Origin of the sequence: Microbulbifer yueqingensis (genome assembly GCF_900100355.1) — a bacterium.
Lineage (GTDB): Bacteria > Pseudomonadota > Gammaproteobacteria > Pseudomonadales > Cellvibrionaceae > Microbulbifer > Microbulbifer yueqingensis.
This window is the reverse complement of record NZ_FNFH01000001.1, coordinates 252,952-272,746: the sequence shown is the minus strand read 5'-3', so window position 1 is coordinate 272,746 and position 19,795 is coordinate 252,952. Positions and strand designations below refer to the sequence as shown.

Below are 19,795 nucleotides of genomic sequence, written 5' to 3'. Positions count from 1 at the left end.
CTCGAAGCAGGCGGCCGGTGAGAGCCGCCGTGTGATATAAGTAAGCAAAATGGAGAAACCGACGTGCTTAAATCAGTAAAAATTATTGCAGTCCTGTTTGTTGGAATCATCTTTTCCGGGGCTGCCATGGCGCAGAGCAAGGTTGCGGTATTCAACCTGCAGGCGGCCATCATGAGCACCGAGGCGGCAAAGTCCAAGGTCAACGCACTCAAGACGAGTTCCGAATATTCCAAGCTGCAGAGTACTGCGGAGTCCATTCGTGGCGAAGTGCAGAAGCTGGCAGAGGACGCGCAGAAAAATGCCGTTACCTGGTCCGATGAGCAGAAGGCAGAGCACCAGCGCAAGATGAACTTCAAGCGCTCCGATTTCGAGACCGCGGTAAAGAAGCTGCGCGCCATGGAGGCCCAGGTCGGCCAGGAGATCCAGAAGACTATGGGTCCGAAGGCGAAGACCGCCCTGGAGGCCATCATCAAGGAGCAGAATCTGGACCTGGTGCTGGACGCGAACTCGGCTTATTTTGCCGGCCCCAATGTTGACCTGACCGCTGCGGTCGTCAAGCGCATGAATGCGGACAAGTAATTCGGCCAGCACAGTTGAATGTCAAAAAAACCAAGCCTCGCCCAGCTGGCTTCCCAGCTGGGTGCTGAATTGCATCTTGCGCCCAGTGCCAGTCCTGAGGATATTCCCCTGGGGCTCAGCACTCTTCAGGATGCGACGCCGTCCGATGTGAGCTTTCTAGCCAGCGCAACCTATCGCCGCTTCCTCCGCGATACTCGCGCCTGTGCTGTGATCCTTACGGCTGATCTTGCCGCTGAGTGCCCTGTGTCGGCCCTCGTAGTGGATGACCCCTACCATTCCTTCGCGCTTGCCACCGCTGTCTATGACGCGGCTCCTGAGCCAGTACCCGGTATTCACCCTGCGGCAACAGTGCATCCGGATGCCGATGTGGATCCATCTGCCAGTATCGGTCCCGGGGCTGTTGTGGAGGCGGCTGCCCGGATTGGGTCCGGCGCTGTTATCGGCCCCCGCTGCGTGGTGGGGGAGGGGAGTGACATCGGCCGCGGCAGTCGCCTGCATGCGGGAGTCACTGTGTATCACGGCTGCACCATAGGCCGCGACTGCGTCATTCACAGCGGGGCGGTGATCGGTGCCGACGGTTTCGGTTTCGCCCCCCACCAGAAACGCTGGACCAAGATTCACCAGCTCGGTGGTGTCGAGATCGGAGACGAGGTCGAGGTGGGTGCCTGCACCTGCATTGACCGTGGGGCGCTCGGAGACACTGTGATTGGGCGAGGGGTCAAGATCGACAATCAGGTGCAAATCGCGCACAATGTGCAAATTGGTGACTACTCAGCCATCGCCGCCTGTTCCGCAGTCGCGGGCAGCGCCCGCATCGGCAAACACTGTACGATCGCCGGCGGCGCCGGTGTGGTGGGCCATGTCACGGTGGCGGATTTCACCCACGTAACCGCCATGACCCTGGTCACTAAATCCATCGACACGGCCGGGGCCTATTCCAGCGGTACGCCTTTTTCCGATAACCGCAGCTGGCGACGCAATGCAGTGCGTTTTGCACAGCTCGACCAGATGTCGCGCCGCCTGCGGGAACTGGAAAGGCAAGTGGCCTCGCTCCAGGGCAACCGCCCGGAAGCGGGCGACGGCGAGTGAGCCGGGTGGATTGAACAGCGGGGCCTGACAGCGCCGGGAGCGCTTGCAGGCCAGCATCTTTGATTGTTTTTTATTCGGGGCGTATTCACGCCCCGAAATGGTTTCTGGGGACATTTACCATGATGGACGTGCGCGAAATTCGTCAATACCTGCCTCATCGCTATCCATTCCTGCTGGTGGACCGCGTGGTTGAGCTGGAAGAGGGGAAATACATCAAAGGCTATAAAAACATCACCGTGAATGAGGAGGTGTTCAATGGTCACTTTCCTGAGGCGCCAATTTTCCCCGGTGTGATGATCGTCGAGGCTATGGCCCAGGTTTCCGGTATCCTTGGTTTCAAGACCCTGGGCCAGAAGCCTGAAGACGGATTCCTGTACCTGTTTGCGGGTATTGATAACGTACGCTTCAAGCGGCAGGTGGTGCCGGGTGACACACTCCAGCTGGAAAGCGAAGTGGTGTCCGAGCGCCGCGGCATCTGGAAGTTTGCCTGTAAGTCCAGCGTGGACGGCGAGCTGGCCGCAGCCGCCAATGTTTTGTGTGCGGTAAAACAAGTCTGACCAATTTATAATTGGCGGTCGCTACCGTTATTTTTTCAGAATTGTATCCAGCGACGTAAGCGCCGGGGCCGCAGGCACCGGCCGCATAAACCCCGGGAGTAGGACACAGCATGCAGACGAATATCCACCCCACCGCGATTATCGATGATTCCGCTGTCATCGGTGCGGGGGTGACCATCGGGCCGTATTCAGTGATAGGGCCTGGTGTGGAGATCGGTGACGGCTGTGAAATTGCCTCCCACGTGGTGCTCACAGGGCCTACCAGGCTGGGCAGGAACAACCGGATCTACCAGTTCGCTTCAGTGGGTCAGGATACGCCCGACAAGAAGTACCAGGGCGAGGATACCACCCTGGTGGTGGGCGATAACAACGTGATTCGCGAGGGAGTTACCATCCACCGGGGCACTGTGCAGGATCGGGGCGAGACCACCATCGGTAACGACAACCTGATCATGGCATACGCCCACGTGGGTCACGACAGCGTTATCGGGAATCACACCATCCTCGTCAACAATGTGGCCCTGGCGGGCCATGTAGAGATCCGGGACTGGGCCATCCTCAGCGGGTTCAGCCTGGTGCACCAGCACTGTACCATCGGTGAACATGCCTTTACCGGTATGGGCGCTGCTATCGGCAAGGATATACCCGCGTATGTCATGGTCGCTGGCAATCCCGCTGAGGCCAAGACCATCAACGCCGAGGGGCTCCGCCGCCGCGGTTTCTCCCGCGATGATATATCCCTCATCAACAAGGCCTACAAGATCGTCTATCGCCGCGGCCTGACGCTGCAGGAGGCGCTGGAGGCGCTCAATGAACTCCGCGAGCAGTCCGATGTGGTTCAGCCCTGGATCGATTCACTCAAGAACTCTACCCGGGGCATTGTGCGCTGATTCGCCCTGCCAGATTCCCGGAACAGTATCAGTACCTCGATTGAGGTTGTGGGGGCAAATATTGTTCGTGCGATACCACCTGTCGGTTTATTTTCAGGGAGAGCCTGGCGCGTGACCGAAGCAGAGAGACCCTTGCGTATCGGCATGGTGGCCGGCGAAATGTCCGGCGATATCCTCGGTGCCGGCCTTGTGGCAGAAATGCGATCCCGCTTTCCAGGCCTGCAGGTGGAGGGGATCGCCGGCCCGCGCATGCTGTCCCGGGGTGCCAGGTCCCTGTTTCCCATGGAGCGCCTGTCGGTGATGGGACTGGTGGAACCGCTCAAGCGGCTGCCGGAACTGCTAAGGATTCGCCGCACATTGCGCGACCATTTCCTGCAGGATCCGCCCGATGTCTTCATCGGCATCGATTCCCCGGACTTCAACCTGTCACTGGAAGAGTCACTGAAGCAGGCAGGGATACCAACGGTACACTATGTAAGCCCCTCGGTTTGGGCCTGGCGCCGCGGTCGTATCAAGAAGATTGCGAGGGCCGTGAACCACATGCTGGCGCTGCTGCCCTTCGAGGCGGAGTTTTACCGCGAGCACGAGGTACCGGTGTCTTTTGTCGGTCATCCACTGGCAGATGAAATCCCGCTCGAACCCGATTCCCTGAGCGCACGGCGACAGCTGGGGTTCGAGCCGGAAGACCGCGTGATAGCATTGCTGCCCGGTAGCCGCGGCGGTGAGGTGCGGCTGCTGGGGCCGTTGTTCCTGCAGACGGCACGCTGGTGTCGCCAGCGTCGCCCGGAGCTGAAGTTCGTGCTGCCGGCCGCAAACGAAGCGCGCCACGCCGAGCTGGCCGCGATGCTGGAGGGCTATGCAGACCTGGACGTAACCCTGCTGCAGGGCGAGTCCCATACCGCGCTGGCCGCGGCAGACAATGTGCTCATCGCCTCCGGCACAGCCACCCTGGAAACCATGCTGCTGAAGAAGCCCATGGTGGTGGCTTACAAGATGGCCCGGCTTTCCTACGCCATTTTCTCCCGCATGCTGCAGACGCCCTGGGTGGCCCTGCCCAACCTGCTGGCACAGCGGGAGCTGGTGCCGGAAATCCTGCAGGATGACGCAACTCCGGAAGCGCTCGGTGCGGCGCTGCTGCAATACTTTGATGACCCGCTGCTGTATGACCAGTTGCAGCGGGAGTTCACCGAGCTGCACCAGCAGCTACGGCGGAATGCCTCCTCGCGTGCGGCCGACGCTATCTGCGGGCTTCTCGCGTCGCGGGAAACCAACCCCAGTCATGAACAAGAGCCCGGAGGTTGATCGAGTGGCGGTGGTTAAGCGCGGAAAGAGCGGGAAGAAAAGCGAGCCGGGTCCCTACATATGTGGTTATCAGGGGGACTTGTTGGCGGGGGTCGACGAAGTCGGTCGCGGGCCCCTGGCCGGTGACGTCGTCGCTGCGGCAGTGATACTCGACCCGGACCGCCCCATTGCCGGGCTGGCGGACTCCAAGAAGCTCACGGAAAAGCGCCGCGAGCAGTTGTTTGAGGAGATTCGCGAAAATGCGCGCTGTTTTGCCATAGCCAGGGCCACGGTGGCAGAGATCGACCAGCTCAACATACTCCACGCCAGCCTGCTGGCCATGCGCCGGGCTGTGGAGCATCTGCAGCTACAGCCCGAGTTCGTGCTGGTGGATGGCAACCGCAAGCCGGACTGGGATTATGCCTGCGATACAGTGGTAAAGGGTGATTCCCGGGTAGAGGCGATCTCGGCGGCGTCGATCCTGGCCAAGGTCACCCGCGACCGGGAAATGGTGGCGCTGGATGTGCAGTACCCTGGCTATGGCCTGGCAGGCCACAAGGGATACCCGACGAAAGCGCATTTGCAGGCGCTGGAGCAGCTGGGACCCACGCCCATTCACCGGCAGAGCTTTGCACCGGTCCGGCAGTTGGTGATGGAGTTTTAGCGAACCTTCCGGCGTGGCTTGTCCTGCCCCCGTCCGATCGGCGTGACCGGTTATTTGATCAAGGTGAGCTGTGGCTTGAAAAGCTTGCGGGCGCTACGGGAGGCTGGATAAGCCCGCCCATATTGCCCGGTGTGGGCAGTTTACCGCCCCGCGACTTTCTTCACTCTCGCCCTCGTAATCATCTTCTCTGAAACCTCCTCGATCTCCACGAGGTAATCAAGGATGTAGAAGCTGATATTGCCGTCGGGGATGCTCTCCAGGTATTCCATCGCCAGGCCGTTGAAGGTCTTGGGACCATCGGTGGGCAGTTCCCAGTGCAGGGTGCGGTTGATGTCGCGGATCGAGGTGCCGCCCTCGATGGAGTACCAGCCGTCCCCCTGGGCGACGATCTCCTCCTCGTCGCCGGGCACGGGGCTGGCGGTAAAGTCACCGACAATTTCCTCCAGCAGGTCTTCGAGCGTGACGATGCCCATCACCTCGCCGTACTCGTCCACCACCAGGCCCATGCGACGCTTCTTCTTCTGGAAGTTCATCAGCAGGGTGGGCAGGGGGGTCGCCTCCGGCACGAAGTAGGGCTCGTCCGTAAACGATTTCAGTTGCGCGGCGCTGAAGGCTTCCGGTCCCTCGCGCAGGATCTGTGCCGCGCGGCGCAGGTGCAGGATCCCGATCACCCGGTTGATATCCCCTTCGTACACCGGCAGGCGGGTATAGCTGCTCTCAGCCAGCTGCTGCAGGATCTCGTCTCCGGAGTCCTCCAGGTCGATCCCCACCACCTCGTTGCGGGGGATCATGATGTCTTCCACCGTGGCCTGGTCCAGGTCCAGCACATTGAGCAGCATGCCCTTGTGCTTGCTCGGTAGCAGCGCGCCCGACTCGAACACCACGGTGCGCAGCTCTTCGGGGGCCAGGTGTTCGGCTTCGGCCTGTTCCCCGGCCTCCACCCCGACCAGGCGCGCGAGGCCGTTGGAGACACTGCCCACCAGCCACACAGCCGGTGCCAGCAGCCACAGCAGCGGGCGCAGTACCAGCGAGGCGGGGAAGGCGATCTTCTCCGGATGCAGGGCGGCGATGGTCTTGGGGGTTACTTCGGCAAAGATCAGGATGACGATGGTCAGGACAGCGGTGGCATAGAAGACGCCCGCGTCGCCGTAGAGCTTTGTGAATACCACCCCGGCGAGCACCGAGGCGAGGATGTTGACCAGGTTGTTGCCGATCAGGATGACCCCGATCAGCTTGTCCGGCCGCGCCAGCAGTTCCATCGCCCGTTTTGCACCGCGGTGGCCGCTCTTGGCCTGGTGGCGCAGGCGGTAGCGGTTCAGCGCCATCATGCTGGTTTCGGAGCTGGAAAAGAAGGCGGAAATGACAATCAGCACAGCCAGCAGGCTGAACAGCAGGCCGGGAGGTATCTCGTTCAAGGGGAAGCTCTTGTTATTTGCGAACCGCGATATTGAAACAGAATTTCCCGCGCCGCAAGCTGCCGCGCGGGTGAGGGCACGATTTGCCTCAGCCGCGCTGCAGGATTACCTCGAGCACCAGCTTGCTGCCGAAATAGCCCAGCATCAGCACAGCGAAGGCTGCCAGGGTCCAGCGCACTGCGGTGTTGCCGCGCCAGCCCAGTTTCCAGTGGCCCCACAGCAGTACGCTGTAGAGCGCCCACGCCACCAGCGACAGGGTGGTCTTGTGTACCAGGTCCTGCTCGAACAGGTTGTCCACGAACAGGAAACCCGTCACCAGCGACGCGGTGAGCAGCAGCTGCCCGAATGCCACCAGGCCGAACAGCAGCGATTCCATGGTCTGCAGCGGCGGGAGGAAGCGGCTGACCCCGCCGGGACGGTGGTTGTGTAATTGCTGGTTGAGGTAGTGCAGGTAGATGGCCTGCAGCGTCGCCAGGGCCAGCAGCGAGTAGGCAGCGATGGACAGCAGGGCATGCATGCCGATACCGGCCGACAGCCGCTGGCGGGGAGCTACCTCGCCCCAGGAGTGGACCGCAGCCAGCTCGGCCAGGGCGCCCAGGGGGGCCAGGATCAGCACCAGCAGGGTAAGCGGGTGGCGACAGGCCAGGACCAGGATCAGCAGGTTGACGACCCATGCCACCAGCGACAGCATCGCCAGCAGGTCGAAACGATAGCCGCCGGGGGCGATAAGGGTGAAGGAGAGGGATACGCCGTGCGCCAGCAGTGCCCCGCCGAGCAGCACCAGCAGCAGCGGGTTGCGGCTGCGATGTTGCCGGAATACGGTCTGGGCGGCCACGACCGTCGTGGCCAGGTAAAGCAGGATTGCCGTCCAGTGAGCGAACGCCGCCATCGATAAATCCGTCTGTCATTATGATAGGGCGGCAGTGTGGCACAGCGCGCCGGTACTGGAAAGCCTGTGCCGGCCGGTGCTATTTCTGCCGGGGGTGCTCCTGGGCTATACTGCCGCGCCCCGGAGGCGGCTTAGCGTCCCGGAACCCTGAAAACCTGATGAATATCGCCGTGACCGGCGGCCGCTGACCGGCCGGTCCAGACAGAGATCGAGACGTAATATGTTCGACAACCTGAGTGATCGCCTTTCCACGGCACTGAAAAAGGTCACCGGTAAGGCCCGCCTGACGGATGACAATATCCGCGACACCCTGCGCGAGGTGCGCAAGGCCCTGCTGGAGGCGGATGTCGCCCTGCCAGTGGTCAAGGCCTTCGTCCAGCAGGTGCGCACTGCCGCGGTGGGCCAGAAGGTCAGCAAGGCCCTCAACCCGGGCCAGCAGTTCGTCAAGATCGTGCAGGACGAGCTGGTACAGGTGATGGGCGAGGCGGCCACGCCGCTGAACCTGGCGGTGCAGCCACCGGCCGTGATCCTGATGGCGGGGCTGCAGGGTGCCGGTAAGACCACCAGCGTGGCCAAACTAGCCAAGTACCTGCAGGAGCGCGAGAAGAAAAAGGTGATGGTGGTGAGTGCCGACGTGTACCGCCCCGCCGCCATCAAGCAGCTGGAAACCCTCGCCGGCGAGGTGGGAGCGCTCTTCCATCCATCCGCGGCCGAGGACAAGCCGCTGGACATCGCGCGCAGCGCGATGGACGCCGCCAGGCGCCAGTTTGCCGATGTGCTGATTGTGGATACTGCGGGTCGGCTGCATATCGATGAGCAGCTGATGGGCGAGATTCGCGAGCTGCACAACGAGCTGGACCCGGCCGAAACGCTGTTCGTTATCGATGCCATGATTGGCCAGGATGCGGTCAACACCGCCAGCGCGTTCAACGACGCGCTGCCCCTGACCGGTGTGATCCTGACCAAGGCTGACGGCGACGCCCGTGGCGGTGCTGCGTTGTCGGTGCGTCATGTCACCGGCAAGCCGATCAAGTTTATCGGCGTCGGCGAGAAGACCGATGCCCTCGAAACCTTCCACCCCGACCGTATCGCTTCCCGGATTCTCGGGATGGGCGACATCCTGTCGCTGATCGAGGAGGCGGAGCAGAAGATTGACCGCGGCAAGGCCGAGAAACTGGTCAAGAAAGTCCAGAAGGGTAAGGGGTTCGACCTCGAGGACCTGCGGGACCAGCTGCAGCAGATGCAGAACATGGGCGGCTTTGGTTCCCTGCTGGAGAAGATGCCGGGCATGGGCAACATGGCCCAGATGGCCCAGCAGGCGGACATGGGCAAGGAATTCAAGCGCATGGACGCCATCATCGGCTCCATGACCCCGGCCGAGCGCCGCAACCCGGATATCCTCAACGGCTCGCGCAAGCGCCGCATCACCGCCGGTTCGGGTACCCAGGTCCAGGATCTCAACCGCCTGCTCAAGCAGCACAAGCAGATGGGCAAGATGATGAAGAAGCTCAAGGGCAACGGCATGAGCAAGCTGATGCGGGGCATGGGTGGCATGCCGGGCATGGGCGGTGCCGGCGGAATGGGTGGCATGCCCGGTGGCCTGCCGCCCGGTTTCCGGAAGAAATAAGGCCCCTCCGGGCGGCCTCCAGCGGCTGCCGGGAGCGAGATTGAAAAAACCCTTTTCGACTGCCTTTTAAGCGCTATACAAATTTCAGGCGTTACTTTAGAATACGCCGCCTTTCAGCCGGGTGAGCTGCCGGCTTGTTGTTGTAAGCGGTCGCCCAACGCGACCGCCCAGTGTTGAACCTACAGGAAAGCTACATGGTAACCATTCGTTTGGCTCGTGGCGGTGCTAAGAAGCGCCCGTTTTATCACCTGACTGTGACCGACAGCCGCAAATCCCGCGACGGTCGTTTCATCGAGCGCGTCGGCTTCTTCAACCCGGTCGCCCGCGGTCAGGAAGAGCGCCTGCGCATCGATCGTGAGCGTGTCGAGTACTGGGTAGGCCAGGGCGCCCAGGTATCCGACCGCGTCAGCAAGTTGCTGAAAGAATCCGCCTGAGTCCGCGCGGAAACCCAGCGAGTGCGCCCGTGACAGAGAGCGGATCCACCTCCGGAGAACTGGTCACAGTCGGGCGCATAACCGCCGTATATGGCGTGCGCGGCTGGGTGAAGGTCCACTCCTATACCGAGCCGATGGACAATATCCTGCAGTTCCACGGCTGGTGGCTGCGGGGTGAGGACGGCTGGGAGCCCCTGCAGATAGACGGGGGCAGGCGCCACGGCAAGGGTCTTATCGTGCACATCAAGGATGTGGACGACCGTGACCTGGCCGCGCGCTACTGCCAGCGCGATATCGCCATCTCCAGGGAGCAGATGCCGGCGCTTGCCGAGGGCGAGTACTACTGGCACCAGCTCGAGGGCCTGCGTGTCGTCAGCCACTTCGAGGGCGGCGAGCACGACTTCGGCAAGGTGGTTCGCCTGATGGAGACCGGCGCCAACGACGTCATGGTCGTGCGCGGGGGCAAAGACGGGCGCGAGCGCCTGATCCCCTACCTGCCGGGGGAGTACATAACCGATATCGACCTGGAAGCCGGTGTGATCACCGTCGACTGGGATCCGGAATTCTGACGCCATGACTGCCCGGCGAATCGCACTGGTGAGCATCTTTCCGGAGATGTTCGCCGCCCTGACCGATTACGGTATCAGCGGCCGGGCGGTAAAGGACGGCCTGCTGGAAGTGCGCTGCTGGAATCCCCGGGATTTCACCAGCGACCGGCATCGCACCGTGGACGACCGCCCTTACGGCGGCGGGCCGGGCATGGTGATGCTGGCGGAACCGCTGTACCAGGCCCTGGGTGCTGCCCGGGCCTGGGCAGAAGAGGGCGGTGAGGCTGTCCGTTCCATCTACCTGTCTCCCCAGGGGCGGCAGCTGGACCAGGGCGGGGTCGAGGAACTGTCCGCAGCCGGCAACCTGGTGCTGCTGGCAGGGCGTTACGAGGGGATCGACGAGCGGATCGTCGAGACCCTGATCGACGAAGAGTGGTCGATCGGCGACTATGTTTTAAGTGGTGGCGAGCTGGCCGCGATGGTGATGGTCGATGCCATTACCCGGTTGATACCGGGAGCCCTCGGACACGACCAGTCGGCGGTGGAGGACTCCTTCGCCCAGGGGCTGCTGGACTGCCCGCACTATACCCGCCCCGAAGAATACCGGGGGAGGTCGGTGCCGGAAGTATTGCTTTCCGGTAACCACGAAAAAATCCGGCGCTGGCGCCTCAAGCAGGCGCTGGCGCGCACCCGCCAGCGGCGACCGGATCTTCTCGAGCGAATCGAGCTGACCGACGAGCAGGGCGCGTTGCTGGACGAGATCCGGCACGAGCTCGAAAGCGGTGGCGGAGAGAAGTGAACATTGGCTCCCGGTGTATGCCGGGGGTATTGATACGTCGGATTCGCCGGGAGGCGAGAGTAGTCCGGCAACCTAGCTGAGAAGCTACATATTAGTATTTGGGAGAAATCCAAATGACCAACAAAATCATCCAGCAGCTGGAGCAGGAACAGCTGAAGAGCGACGTTCCCGCTTTTGCCCCGGGCGACACCGTTGTCATCCAGGTAAAGGTAAAGGAAGGTAACCGCGAGCGTCTGCAGGCGTTCGAAGGTGTGGTGATTGGCAAGCGTAACCGCGGCCTGAACTCTTCCTTCACCGTGCGCAAGGTTTCCCACGGTGTTGGCGTGGAGCGTACCTTCCAGACTCACAGCCCGCTGATCGACAGCATCAAGGTCAAGCGTCGCGGTGACGTGCGCCAGGCCAAGCTGTACTACCTGCGCAACCTGACTGGTAAGGCAGCACGCATCAAGGAGAAGCTCAACTAAGAGCGCTCTGCGATACGCGAAAAACCGGGGCCATGCCCCGGTTTTTTTATGCCCGTGACTTATTCGCGCGTCAGGTTGAGCGGGCGGCCGGGAGCCCCGCCGCCTCCTTCCCTGTGGTTTAATAGCCTCCATGCAACTCCCCCCCGAACAGAACCAGCTGATCGAATCCTGGCTCGACATGCTGTGGGCCGAGCGCGGTGCCAGCGAGCACACCCGGGCCGCCTACGGCCGTGACCTGCGCGCCTTTGCAGCCACCTGCAAGCCGGGCCTGCTGGGCTGCGGCAGCGCCGACGTACTGGCCTTCCTCGGCGAGCGGCACCGGGCCGGCCGCGCCGCCCGGTCCAGCGCGCGGGCACTGGCGGCGCTGCGGAGCTTTTACCAGTACTGCCTGCGCCAGGGGCTGGTGCGGGAGGATCCGGTGGCGCTGGTGGAAAATCCCAGGCTGCCAAAACCCCTGCCCAAGTCCCTGTCGGAGGCGGATGTCGAGGCGCTGCTTGCCGCGCCGGACCTGGACAGCGAAATCGGCCAGCGCGACCGCACCATGCTGGAGTTACTCTACGCCTGCGGCCTGCGGGTCACTGAGCTTGTGGAGTTGCGCGTGTCCCAGGTGAACCTGCGCCAGGGGGTGGTGCGGGTATTTGGCAAGGGTGGCAAGGAGCGGCTGGTACCCATGGGGGAGACGGCGCAGCGGTGGATGCAGCGCTATTTCTCCCAAGTGCGCCCCGGCCTGTTGCCCCCGGGAGAGACCGATACCTGTTTCCCCGGGCGTGCCGGGCGCCCCATGACTCGCCAGGCGTTCTGGTACCGGGTCAAGCACTGGGCGAAAGTGGCGGGAATCGACAAGCCGCTCTCGCCACATACCCTGCGCCATGCTTTCGCTACCCACCTGCTTAACCACGGCGCGGATCTGCGGGTGGTGCAGTTGCTGCTGGGCCACACCGACCTGTCCACCACCCAGATCTACACCCACGTGGCGCGGGCGCGCCTGAAGTCGCTTCACCAGGATCACCACCCCCGGGGCTGAGTGTTCTGTGCTTCAGGCGTTGGGCGCGGCCGTGCTGTCGCCGGGGAGCGAAGGTGGTATCAGCCTGTGGTTTGCTGTAAAACGCGTCATGGATAACGAATGGCGTCGAAGCATGCCATACTGGCTGGAACCTGCCGCTGTCGGGCAAGTCGAAGCGAATGGAAGAGACTGAGGAAAGAGAGAGAATGACGCTGATAAGAAAGCCGCTGATCCTGGTCGGCGCACTGTTGGGCCTGCTGGTGCAGGGTGCTCACGCAGAAGTCGATGCGGACGTGGCCAAAGCCATCAAGACCAGGCTGCAGTCTGCCAACCCCAAGGCCAGTTACGGCGAAGTACGCGAGAGCCCGATTGACGGCCTCTACGAGATCGAGGTGGACGGTACCACTACCCTCTACGTATCGAAGGACGGCAGTCATTTTGTCTACGGCGATCTTTTTCAGGTAAAAAGCGGTGAGCTGGTGAACCTGTCCGAGCAGCGTCGTGCCGGCAAGCGCGCCAGGGTGATGGAGTCACTCGATACCGATGACATGATCGTATTTCCCGCCAAGGGGAAGAAAAAGGCCCACGTGTATGTGTTTACCGATGTGGACTGCGGATACTGCCGCAAGCTGCACCAGGATGTGCCCGAGCTGAACAAGCGGGGTATCGAGGTGCGCTACCTGGCCTTCCCGCGCGGGGGGCTGAATTCGCTCGGCTACCGCAAGATTGCCACCGCCTGGTGTGCCGATGACCCCAACAAGACCCTGACTGCACTCAAGAACCGCGAAAATGTGCCGCTCAAGGTGTGCAACGACAATCCAGTCGCCGAGCAGTACAAGCTGGGTAACGAGGTGATCGATGTGCGTGGCACTCCGACCATTGTGATGCAGGACGGCACCGTGGTGCCCGGCTACGTCCCCCCGGCGACCATGGCAAAGGCGCTGGGTATCTGACCGCCGGTCCGGTAAGTTTCCACAGGGCGCCCCCGGCTGTGGCCGGTGGGCGCCTTTTTAGTTTATGGCGGGTGGAAAGGGCGCAGGCCGTGCTCTCCATTTGCCGGGCGATTGATTTGGTCGCGCAATTTTATTGACAATTTCCCCGTTTGCTCAGTAAGGTTGGCGCTCTTTCATCGATTTTTATACTACTTATTGCGCTATTGCCTGGCCCGGCACAGGCCACCCGCGGCTCCTCGCGGGCTGTCGGGCGTGTCAGGGGCCGATTGCGCGGAGGGAAGTTGTGAGCGCAACCATCGAACAAACCACACCTGCAACCACCCCGGACACCAGCGGCGAATCCCGTCGGGCAGTGCGTATCGGCATCTGCGGCCTGGGCACCGTGGGCAGTGGTACGGTGAATGTGATGGCGCGTAACCGCGACGAGATCGCCGCCCGCTGCGGCCGACCGGTGGAGATAGTGCAGATCGGCGCGCGCCGCGACAATCCGGCCTGCGACACCAGCGGCGTGGACGTCTCGCGCGAGATCTTCGATGTCGCTGCCAACCCGGAAGTGGATGTGCTGGTCGAGCTGATCGGCGGTACCACTGTGGCGCGCGAGCTGGTGCTGGCGGCCATTGCCAGCGGCAAGCACGTGGTGACAGCCAACAAGGCCCTGATCGCCGAGCATGGTAACGAACTGTTTGCCGCGGCCGCGGAGAAGGGTGTGACCATCGCTTACGAGGCCGCCGTGGCCGGCGGTATCCCGATCATCAAGTCGCTGCGCGAGGGGCTGGTAGGTAACCGCATCCAGTGGCTGGCGGGCATCATCAACGGCACCGGCAACTATATCCTCACCGAGATGCGGGAGAAGGGCCGCAGCTTTGAGGAGGCCCTGCGCCAGGCCCAGGACCTTGGCTACGCCGAGGCGGACCCCACCTTCGACGTCGAGGGTATCGATGCCGCCCACAAGCTGGTGATCATGGCGTCGCTGGCATTCAGCATGCCGCTGGCATTCGACAAGGTCTACACCGAGGGCATCAGCGGCGTGAGCAGCGAGGATATCCGCTACGCCGACGAGCTGGGCTACCGCATCAAGCACCTCGGCATCGCCCGCGGGACTGAAAAGGGCGTGGAACTCCGCGTCCACCCCACACTGATACCGCAGCGGCGCCTGATCGCCAATGTAAACGGGGTGATGAACGCGATCCTGGTCAGTGGTGATGCGGTTGGGCCGACGCTCTACTATGGCGCCGGTGCCGGCGCCGAGGCCACCGCATCGGCGGTGATCGCGGATATCGTGGACGTGGCGCGCACACTGGAGTCGCGCCCCGAGGAGCGGGTACCCCTGGCGGGGGTGGCCAGGGGGAGCCAGGGTGGCACCCGGGTACTGCCCATGGACGAAGTGGTGACCAGCTATTACCTGCGTATCTCGGCCCATGACAAGCCCGGCGTCATGTCCCAGGTGGCCAGCATCTGCAGTGACCAGGGCATCAGCATCGAGGCCCTGATCCAGCATGAACCCGCCGAGGGCGAGGCGCTGGTGCCGGTGGTGATCCTCACCAGTCGCGCCCGTGAGGCTCGCCTGCGGGAGGCGGTGGCGCAGATCGAGGCGCTCGATACGGTCGAGGGCGAGGTTGTGCGCATCCGTGTCGAGCCGCTGGGCTGACTTTCTCCCACACAAGTTTCCGTAGGGGCGGCCCATGGCCGCGAACCCGACCGGCCGCGCAGCCGGGAGCCACCAGGCAAACAGCCTCATCGGCAATTGCTTGCCTGCCGGCCCCCCGGCTCCGCGTCTGGGCAACTCTCCAAAGTCAGATATTGAAATAGCCGTGAAATTTATCAGTACCCGTGGCCGCGCGCCGTCCCTGTCCTTTGCCGATACGGTCCTCACCGGCCTCGCCAGTGATGGCGGCCTCTATGTCCCGGAAACCCTGCCGCAGTTCTCCGGTGACGAGATCCGCGCGATGGCGGGGCTCGACTACCGGGAGCTGGCATTCCGCATCATCCAGCCGTTCGCCAGCGGGGACGTGGCCGACGACGACCTGCGCGGCATCATCGACCGCGCCTACAGTAATTTCCGCCACCCGGCGGTTGCGCCCCTGGTGCAGAGCGGCCCGAACGAGTGGGTACTGGAGCTGTTCCAGGGGCCCACGCTGGCATTCAAGGATTTTGCCCTGCAGTTCCTCGGCCAGCTGTTCGACCACCTGCTGAAAGAGCGCAACGAGCGGGTGGTGGTGATGGGTGCGACTTCCGGGGATACCGGCTCCGCCGCGATCGAGGGCTGTCGCCACTGCGACAATATCGATATCTTCATCCTGCACCCGCACAACCGGGTGTCGGAAGTACAGCGCCGGCAGATGACCACGGTGCTGTCGGACAACGTGTTCAATATCGCCCTGGAAGGGAACTTCGACGACTGCCAGAACATGGTCAAGGCGAGCTTCGCCGACCAGTCCTTCCTGCCCGATGGGCGACGGTTGGTGGCGGTTAACTCCATTAACTGGGCGCGGATCATGGCCCAGATCGTTTACTACTTCTACGCGGCCCTGAACCTGGGTGCGCCGGATCGCACGGTCAATTTCTCGGTGCCCACGGGCAATTTCGGCGATATTTTCGCCGGTTACCTGGCCCGCAAGATGGGGCTGCCCATCGACCAGCTGGTGATTGCCACCAACGCCAACGATATCCTGCACCGCTGTATCAGCGACAACGACCACTCGCCCCGTGAGCTGGTGCACAGCCTGTCGCCGAGCATGGATATCATGGTGTCGAGCAATTTTGAGCGACTGTTATTCGATCTCTACAGGCGCGACGGGGAGGCGGTGGCCAGCCTGCTGGCTGACCGCAGCGCGCCCATGCAGCTCGATCCGGATGTGCTGCAGCGTGCGCGGGAAGTGTTCTCATCCTGTCGGGTTGACGATGCGCGCACCGTCGAGGTGATCCGCGAGGTATTCCAGTCTACGGGCTACCTGCTCGACCCGCACACTGCCATCGGCGTGGAGGCGGCACGACGTACCCGTCACTCCGCGGTCCAGCCCATGGTTTGCCTGGCCACCGCGCATCCGGCAAAATTCCCCGAGGCGGTAGCCAGGGCGCTGCCGACCCACAAGATAGAGTTGCCACCCCATATGGCGGACCTGTTCGAGCGCGCAGAGCGCTACAAGGTATTGCCCAACGACCTGGGCCGGGTCCACGATTTCATGGCGACTGCCCTGTGAATACGCATTCAAACAGCTGAAACAGAATGACCAAGAAAATTCAGCGACGGCCAGTGGATCTCTCCACTGGCCGTTTTGCTTCTGATACCCCCCGGATCCTGCAGCGCGTGTTGCTGGGTCGCGGCGTGACCAGCGAGGACGCCCTGGAGCACCGCCTGGCCCGGCTGCACGCCCCCGATACGATGCGCGGCGTGCAGGCGGCCGTGGAGCTGCTGGTGGAGGCGGTGCGCGCGCAGCAGAAGATCCTGATAGTCGGCGACTTCGACGCGGACGGGGCCACCTCCAGCACGCTTGCGGTACTCGCCCTGGGTGCCATGGGCGCGCCGGGAGTGGACTTCCTGGTACCCAACCGCTTCGACTTCGGCTACGGCCTGACCCCGGAAATCGTCGAGGTGGCGAAGGAGTACCGGCCCGACCTGCTGATCACGGTGGACAACGGCATCAGCAGTATCGACGGCGTTGCCGCTGCCCGCGCCGCGGGCATGCGGGTGATAGTGACCGATCACCACCTGCCCGGCAGCGAGCTGCCGGAGGCCGATGCCATCGTCAACCCGAACCAGCCCGGGTGCAACTTTCCCAGCAAGAACCTGGCCGGGGTAGGGGTGATTTTTTACCTGCTCAGTCGCCTGCGTACGGCGCTGGAGCAGAGCGGCTGGTTCGCCGAGACCGGCATTGCGGCGCCGAACATGGCCGATTACCTGGACCTGGTGGCACTGGGGTCGGTGGCTGACCTGGTGCCGCTGGACCACAACAACCGCATTCTGGTGCACCAGGGTATAGCGCGTATCCGCGCCGGGCACTGCCGGCCGGGGATCACCGCGTTGCTGCAGGTGGCCGGGCGCGACCAGAGCCGCCTGTCCACCACGGATATCGGCTTCATCCTCGGTCCGCGCATCAACGCTGCCGGCCGCCTGGACGACATCGGCACCGGCATCCGCTGCCTGCTCACGCAGGACCCGGCGGAGGCACGCGAGCTGGCGGCTGAACTGGACGCGCTCAATCGCGATCGCAAGGCGATCGAGCAGGGCATGCAGCGCGAGGCCCTGGCGGCACTGGAGAAGTTGCAGCTCGGCGGCGACATTCCCTGGAGCCTGTGCCTCTACGACCCGGGCTGGCACCAGGGGGTGGTGGGGATTCTCGCCAGCCGCATCAAGGAGAAGTTCCACCGGCCGGTGATCGCTTTTGCCGAGGGTGATAACGGCCTGGTCAAGGGCTCCGCGCGCTCCATTCCCGGTCTGCACATCCGCGATGCTCTGAGCGATGTGGCTGCGGCGCACCCCGACCTGATCAGCAAGTTCGGCGGCCACGCCATGGCGGCGGGCCTCAGCCTGCCGGCGGAAAACCTCGATTCTTTCCGTGCAGCCTTCGAGGCTGCGGTGCGCGCGCGGCTGGACGAGTCCCGCCTGCAGGCGGTGATCGAGTCTGACGGTGAGCTGGAGCCGGCGGACTTCTCCCTGCACACCGCTGCGCTGTTGCGCAACTGCGCCCCCTGGGGGCAGGCTTTTCCGGAGCCGCTGTTCGACGGCGAATTCCTGCTGCTGCAGCAGCGCATCGTCGGCGAGCGGCACCTGAAAATGACAGTCGCGCCGGAGGCAGACCCGCAGCGGGCGATCGATGCCATCGCCTTCAACGTGGACACGGAGCAGTGGCCCGCGCCCGCGGAAAAAATAAGGTTGGCCTACAAGCTCGATATCAACGAATATCGCGGTCGCGAATCGCTGCAGCTGCTGGTGGACTACCTGGAACCCGCCTGAGGGCGGGACCGGGAGTCGCCGGCGGAACTTCCCCGAACCCGATAAACCGGATTGCTGCGCCCCGGGGCGGCGCGGCCCTGTGGATATACCCGAATGAACCGCAAACAAGCCCGGGCAGAAATCCTGTTGCTGCTGGCTGCCCTGTTCTGGGGGCTGGCCTTTGTGCCGCAGAAAATCGCCATGGCCCATATCGAGCCGCTGGCCTTCAACGCCTGGCGCTTTATCCTCGGCGGCCTGGTGCTGGTACCCCTCGTCTACTGGTTGTCGTCACGCCGCGCGTTGCAACCGGGTGAAGACGGCGGCCACCGTGTTAACCACAGCTGGCGGCGGTGCCTGCCCGGCGGCGCGGTGCTGGGGTTCTGGCTGTTCCTGGGGGCGGCCCTGCAGCAGGCCGGACTGTTGTACACCGCTGCCGGGCGGGCCGGCTTTATCACCGGCTTTTACCTGTTGCTGGTGCCGGTGATCGGCCTGTCGCTCGGGCACCGCACCAATCGCTGGACCTGGGCCGGCATCGGGCTGGCGCTGGTGGGCCTCTACTGGCTGGCGGATTTCAGCGCGGAGGCGCAGCTGATCGGTGACCTGATGGTGTTCGCCAGTGCGTTCGTGTTTGCGGTGCAGGTATTGTCGGCAGACCACTTTGTGCGCCGCTACGACGCGCTGCGGCTGGCCTGCATCCAGTTCCTGGTGTGTGGGTTATTGTCCGCGGTGGCGTCGCTGCTGGTGGAGCAGCCCACCCTGTCGGCAGCGGCCGACGCCGCCTGGCCCATCGCCTACATGATGGTCTTCTCCACTGCCATCGCCTTCACTTTCCAGCTGCTGGCCCAGCGCGATGCCGCCCCATCCCACGCCACGGTGATCATGAGCCTGGAGGCCGTCTTTGCCCTGGCGGCGGGCTGGCTGTTGCTGAATGAATTGCTCACCGCCCGCGAACTGGTTGGCTGCGGCCTGATGCTGGCTGGTATGCTGGTCAGCCATTACGGCAACCACACGGGAACCCACCACTGACCATGGGGCTGATCGACCTGTCTCTGCTGGCGCTCTTCGTGCCAACCTTTTTCCTTGTCTCCATTACACCGGGTATGTGTATGACCCTGGCACTGACACTGGGTATGACAGTGGGTGTGCGCCGCACTGCCTGGATGATGGTCGGCGAGCTGGCCGGCGTTGCGCTGGTGGCGGTATCGGCGGTATTGGGTATCGCGGCGCTGATACTGAAATACCCCGCAGCGTTTACCGTCTTCAGGTATGTTGGCGGCGCCTATCTTGCCTGGGTGGGCGTGCAGATGTGGCGCTCCCGTGGGCGCATGGTCATGGTGTCGCCCTCGGCACGGGGAGACGAGCCGCTGCCGGCGCGGCGCGCGCTCGCCACCCAGGGATTCGTCACCGCGGTGGCCAACCCCAAGGGTTGGGCCTTCACCATTGCCCTGTTGCCCCCCTTTATCAACGACAGCCTGCCGCTGGCGCCGCAGTTAGCGGTGCTGGTTGCTATCATTCTGCTGTTGGAAACCCTGTGCATGCTCATCTATGCCGGCGGCGGACAGGGGCTCGGGCGGCTGCTGCAGCGCAGTGAGAATGTGACGGCGATCAATCGTGTCGCCGGCAGCCTGATGTTGGGTGTGGGAGGCTGGCTGGCATTCGGGTAACGTGCG

General features: G+C 63.3%; 20 protein-coding genes. 18 read left to right on the top strand and 2 right to left on the bottom strand.

The window, feature by feature from the left end:
* Positions 1-63: 63 nt before the first annotated feature.
* The 6 genes from BLT26_RS01225 to rnhB all read left to right on the top strand — a co-directional run bounded on the left by BLT26_RS01225 (position 64) and on the right by rnhB (position 5,060).
* Complete coding sequence (locus BLT26_RS01225; protein ID WP_091506913.1) at positions 64-579, top strand: OmpH/Skp family outer membrane protein; 516 nt, start codon at positions 64-66, stop codon at positions 577-579.
* 18 nt (positions 580-597) lie between these two features.
* On the top strand, positions 598-1,668 hold the full coding sequence (gene lpxD, locus BLT26_RS01220) for a UDP-3-O-(3-hydroxymyristoyl)glucosamine N-acyltransferase (RefSeq protein WP_091506909.1): 1,071 nt from the start codon (positions 598-600) through the stop codon (positions 1,666-1,668).
* 119 nt (positions 1,669-1,787) lie between these two features.
* Positions 1,788-2,225 carry a 3-hydroxyacyl-ACP dehydratase FabZ gene (fabZ, locus tag BLT26_RS01215; protein WP_091506905.1) on the top strand — a complete coding sequence of 146 codons (438 nt, stop codon included), beginning with the start codon at positions 1,788-1,790 and terminating at the stop codon, positions 2,223-2,225.
* Positions 2,226-2,335: 110 nt separating this feature from the next.
* On the top strand, positions 2,336-3,115 hold the full coding sequence (gene lpxA / locus BLT26_RS01210; protein ID WP_091506901.1) for an acyl-ACP--UDP-N-acetylglucosamine O-acyltransferase: 780 nt from the start codon (positions 2,336-2,338) through the stop codon (positions 3,113-3,115).
* Between the two features lie 111 nt (positions 3,116-3,226).
* Complete coding sequence (gene lpxB / locus BLT26_RS01205) at positions 3,227-4,417, top strand: lipid-A-disaccharide synthase (protein ID WP_091506898.1); 1,191 nt, start codon at positions 3,227-3,229, stop codon at positions 4,415-4,417.
* Complete coding sequence (gene rnhB, locus BLT26_RS01200; RefSeq protein ID WP_091506894.1) at positions 4,395-5,060, top strand: ribonuclease HII; 666 nt, start codon at positions 4,395-4,397, stop codon at positions 5,058-5,060. The genes lpxB and rnhB overlap by 23 nt, the downstream gene beginning before the upstream one ends.
* Positions 5,061-5,200: 140 nt before the next feature.
* Here rnhB and BLT26_RS01195 read toward each other — a convergent pair whose 3' ends face one another.
* Positions 5,201-6,475, bottom strand: a complete 1,275-nt coding sequence (locus BLT26_RS01195; RefSeq protein WP_091506891.1) for an HlyC/CorC family transporter — start codon at positions 6,473-6,475, stop codon at positions 5,201-5,203.
* A gap of 88 nt (positions 6,476-6,563) precedes the next feature.
* Entirely contained in the window at positions 6,564-7,364 is an 801-nt protein-coding gene (locus BLT26_RS01190) for a cytochrome C assembly family protein (RefSeq protein ID WP_091506888.1), read from the bottom strand.
* Positions 7,365-7,584: 220 nt separating this feature from the next.
* Between BLT26_RS01190 and ffh the strand changes: the two genes are divergently transcribed.
* The 12 genes from ffh to BLT26_RS01130 all read left to right on the top strand — a co-directional run bounded on the left by ffh (position 7,585) and on the right by BLT26_RS01130 (position 19,789).
* Positions 7,585-8,991 carry a signal recognition particle protein gene (gene ffh / locus BLT26_RS01185; protein WP_091506885.1) on the top strand — a complete coding sequence of 469 codons (1,407 nt, stop codon included), beginning with the start codon at positions 7,585-7,587 and terminating at the stop codon, positions 8,989-8,991.
* A 194-nt stretch (positions 8,992-9,185) separates the two neighbouring features.
* Positions 9,186-9,425: a 30S ribosomal protein S16 gene (gene rpsP / locus BLT26_RS01180; protein WP_091506882.1), complete on the top strand. Its 240-nt coding sequence runs from the start codon at positions 9,186-9,188 to the stop codon at positions 9,423-9,425.
* 29 nt (positions 9,426-9,454) lie between these two features.
* On the top strand, positions 9,455-9,994 hold the full coding sequence (rimM, locus tag BLT26_RS01175; protein WP_091506878.1) for a ribosome maturation factor RimM: 540 nt from the start codon (positions 9,455-9,457) through the stop codon (positions 9,992-9,994).
* Positions 9,995-9,998: 4 nt separating this feature from the next.
* Positions 9,999-10,772, top strand: coding sequence for a tRNA (guanosine(37)-N1)-methyltransferase TrmD (trmD, locus tag BLT26_RS01170; RefSeq protein WP_091506874.1), 774 nt, complete (start codon positions 9,999-10,001; stop codon positions 10,770-10,772).
* 107 nt (positions 10,773-10,879) lie between these two features.
* Positions 10,880-11,236 carry a 50S ribosomal protein L19 gene (gene rplS, locus BLT26_RS01165; protein ID WP_281245462.1) on the top strand — a complete coding sequence of 119 codons (357 nt, stop codon included), beginning with the start codon at positions 10,880-10,882 and terminating at the stop codon, positions 11,234-11,236.
* Positions 11,237-11,366: 130 nt separating this feature from the next.
* On the top strand, positions 11,367-12,260 hold the full coding sequence (gene xerD, locus BLT26_RS01160; protein ID WP_091506867.1) for a site-specific tyrosine recombinase XerD: 894 nt from the start codon (positions 11,367-11,369) through the stop codon (positions 12,258-12,260).
* A 185-nt stretch (positions 12,261-12,445) separates the two neighbouring features.
* Positions 12,446-13,192 (top strand): DsbC family protein, encoded by a 747-nt coding sequence (locus BLT26_RS01155; RefSeq protein ID WP_091506864.1) that lies wholly within the window; start codon positions 12,446-12,448, stop codon positions 13,190-13,192.
* A gap of 295 nt (positions 13,193-13,487) precedes the next feature.
* Positions 13,488-14,840, top strand: coding sequence for a homoserine dehydrogenase (locus tag BLT26_RS01150; protein WP_245720574.1), 1,353 nt, complete (start codon positions 13,488-13,490; stop codon positions 14,838-14,840).
* Between the two features lie 163 nt (positions 14,841-15,003).
* Positions 15,004-16,392 (top strand): threonine synthase, encoded by a 1,389-nt coding sequence (thrC, locus tag BLT26_RS01145; RefSeq protein ID WP_091506857.1) that lies wholly within the window; start codon positions 15,004-15,006, stop codon positions 16,390-16,392.
* Between the two features lie 26 nt (positions 16,393-16,418).
* Positions 16,419-18,146: a single-stranded-DNA-specific exonuclease RecJ gene (recJ, locus tag BLT26_RS01140; protein ID WP_091506853.1), complete on the top strand. Its 1,728-nt coding sequence runs from the start codon at positions 16,419-16,421 to the stop codon at positions 18,144-18,146.
* A 93-nt stretch (positions 18,147-18,239) separates the two neighbouring features.
* Positions 18,240-19,151 carry a DMT family transporter gene (locus tag BLT26_RS01135; protein WP_091506850.1) on the top strand — a complete coding sequence of 304 codons (912 nt, stop codon included), beginning with the start codon at positions 18,240-18,242 and terminating at the stop codon, positions 19,149-19,151.
* A 2-nt stretch (positions 19,152-19,153) separates the two neighbouring features.
* Positions 19,154-19,789, top strand: a complete 636-nt coding sequence (locus BLT26_RS01130) for a LysE family translocator (RefSeq protein WP_091506846.1) — start codon at positions 19,154-19,156, stop codon at positions 19,787-19,789.
* Positions 19,790-19,795 lie beyond the last annotated feature (6 nt).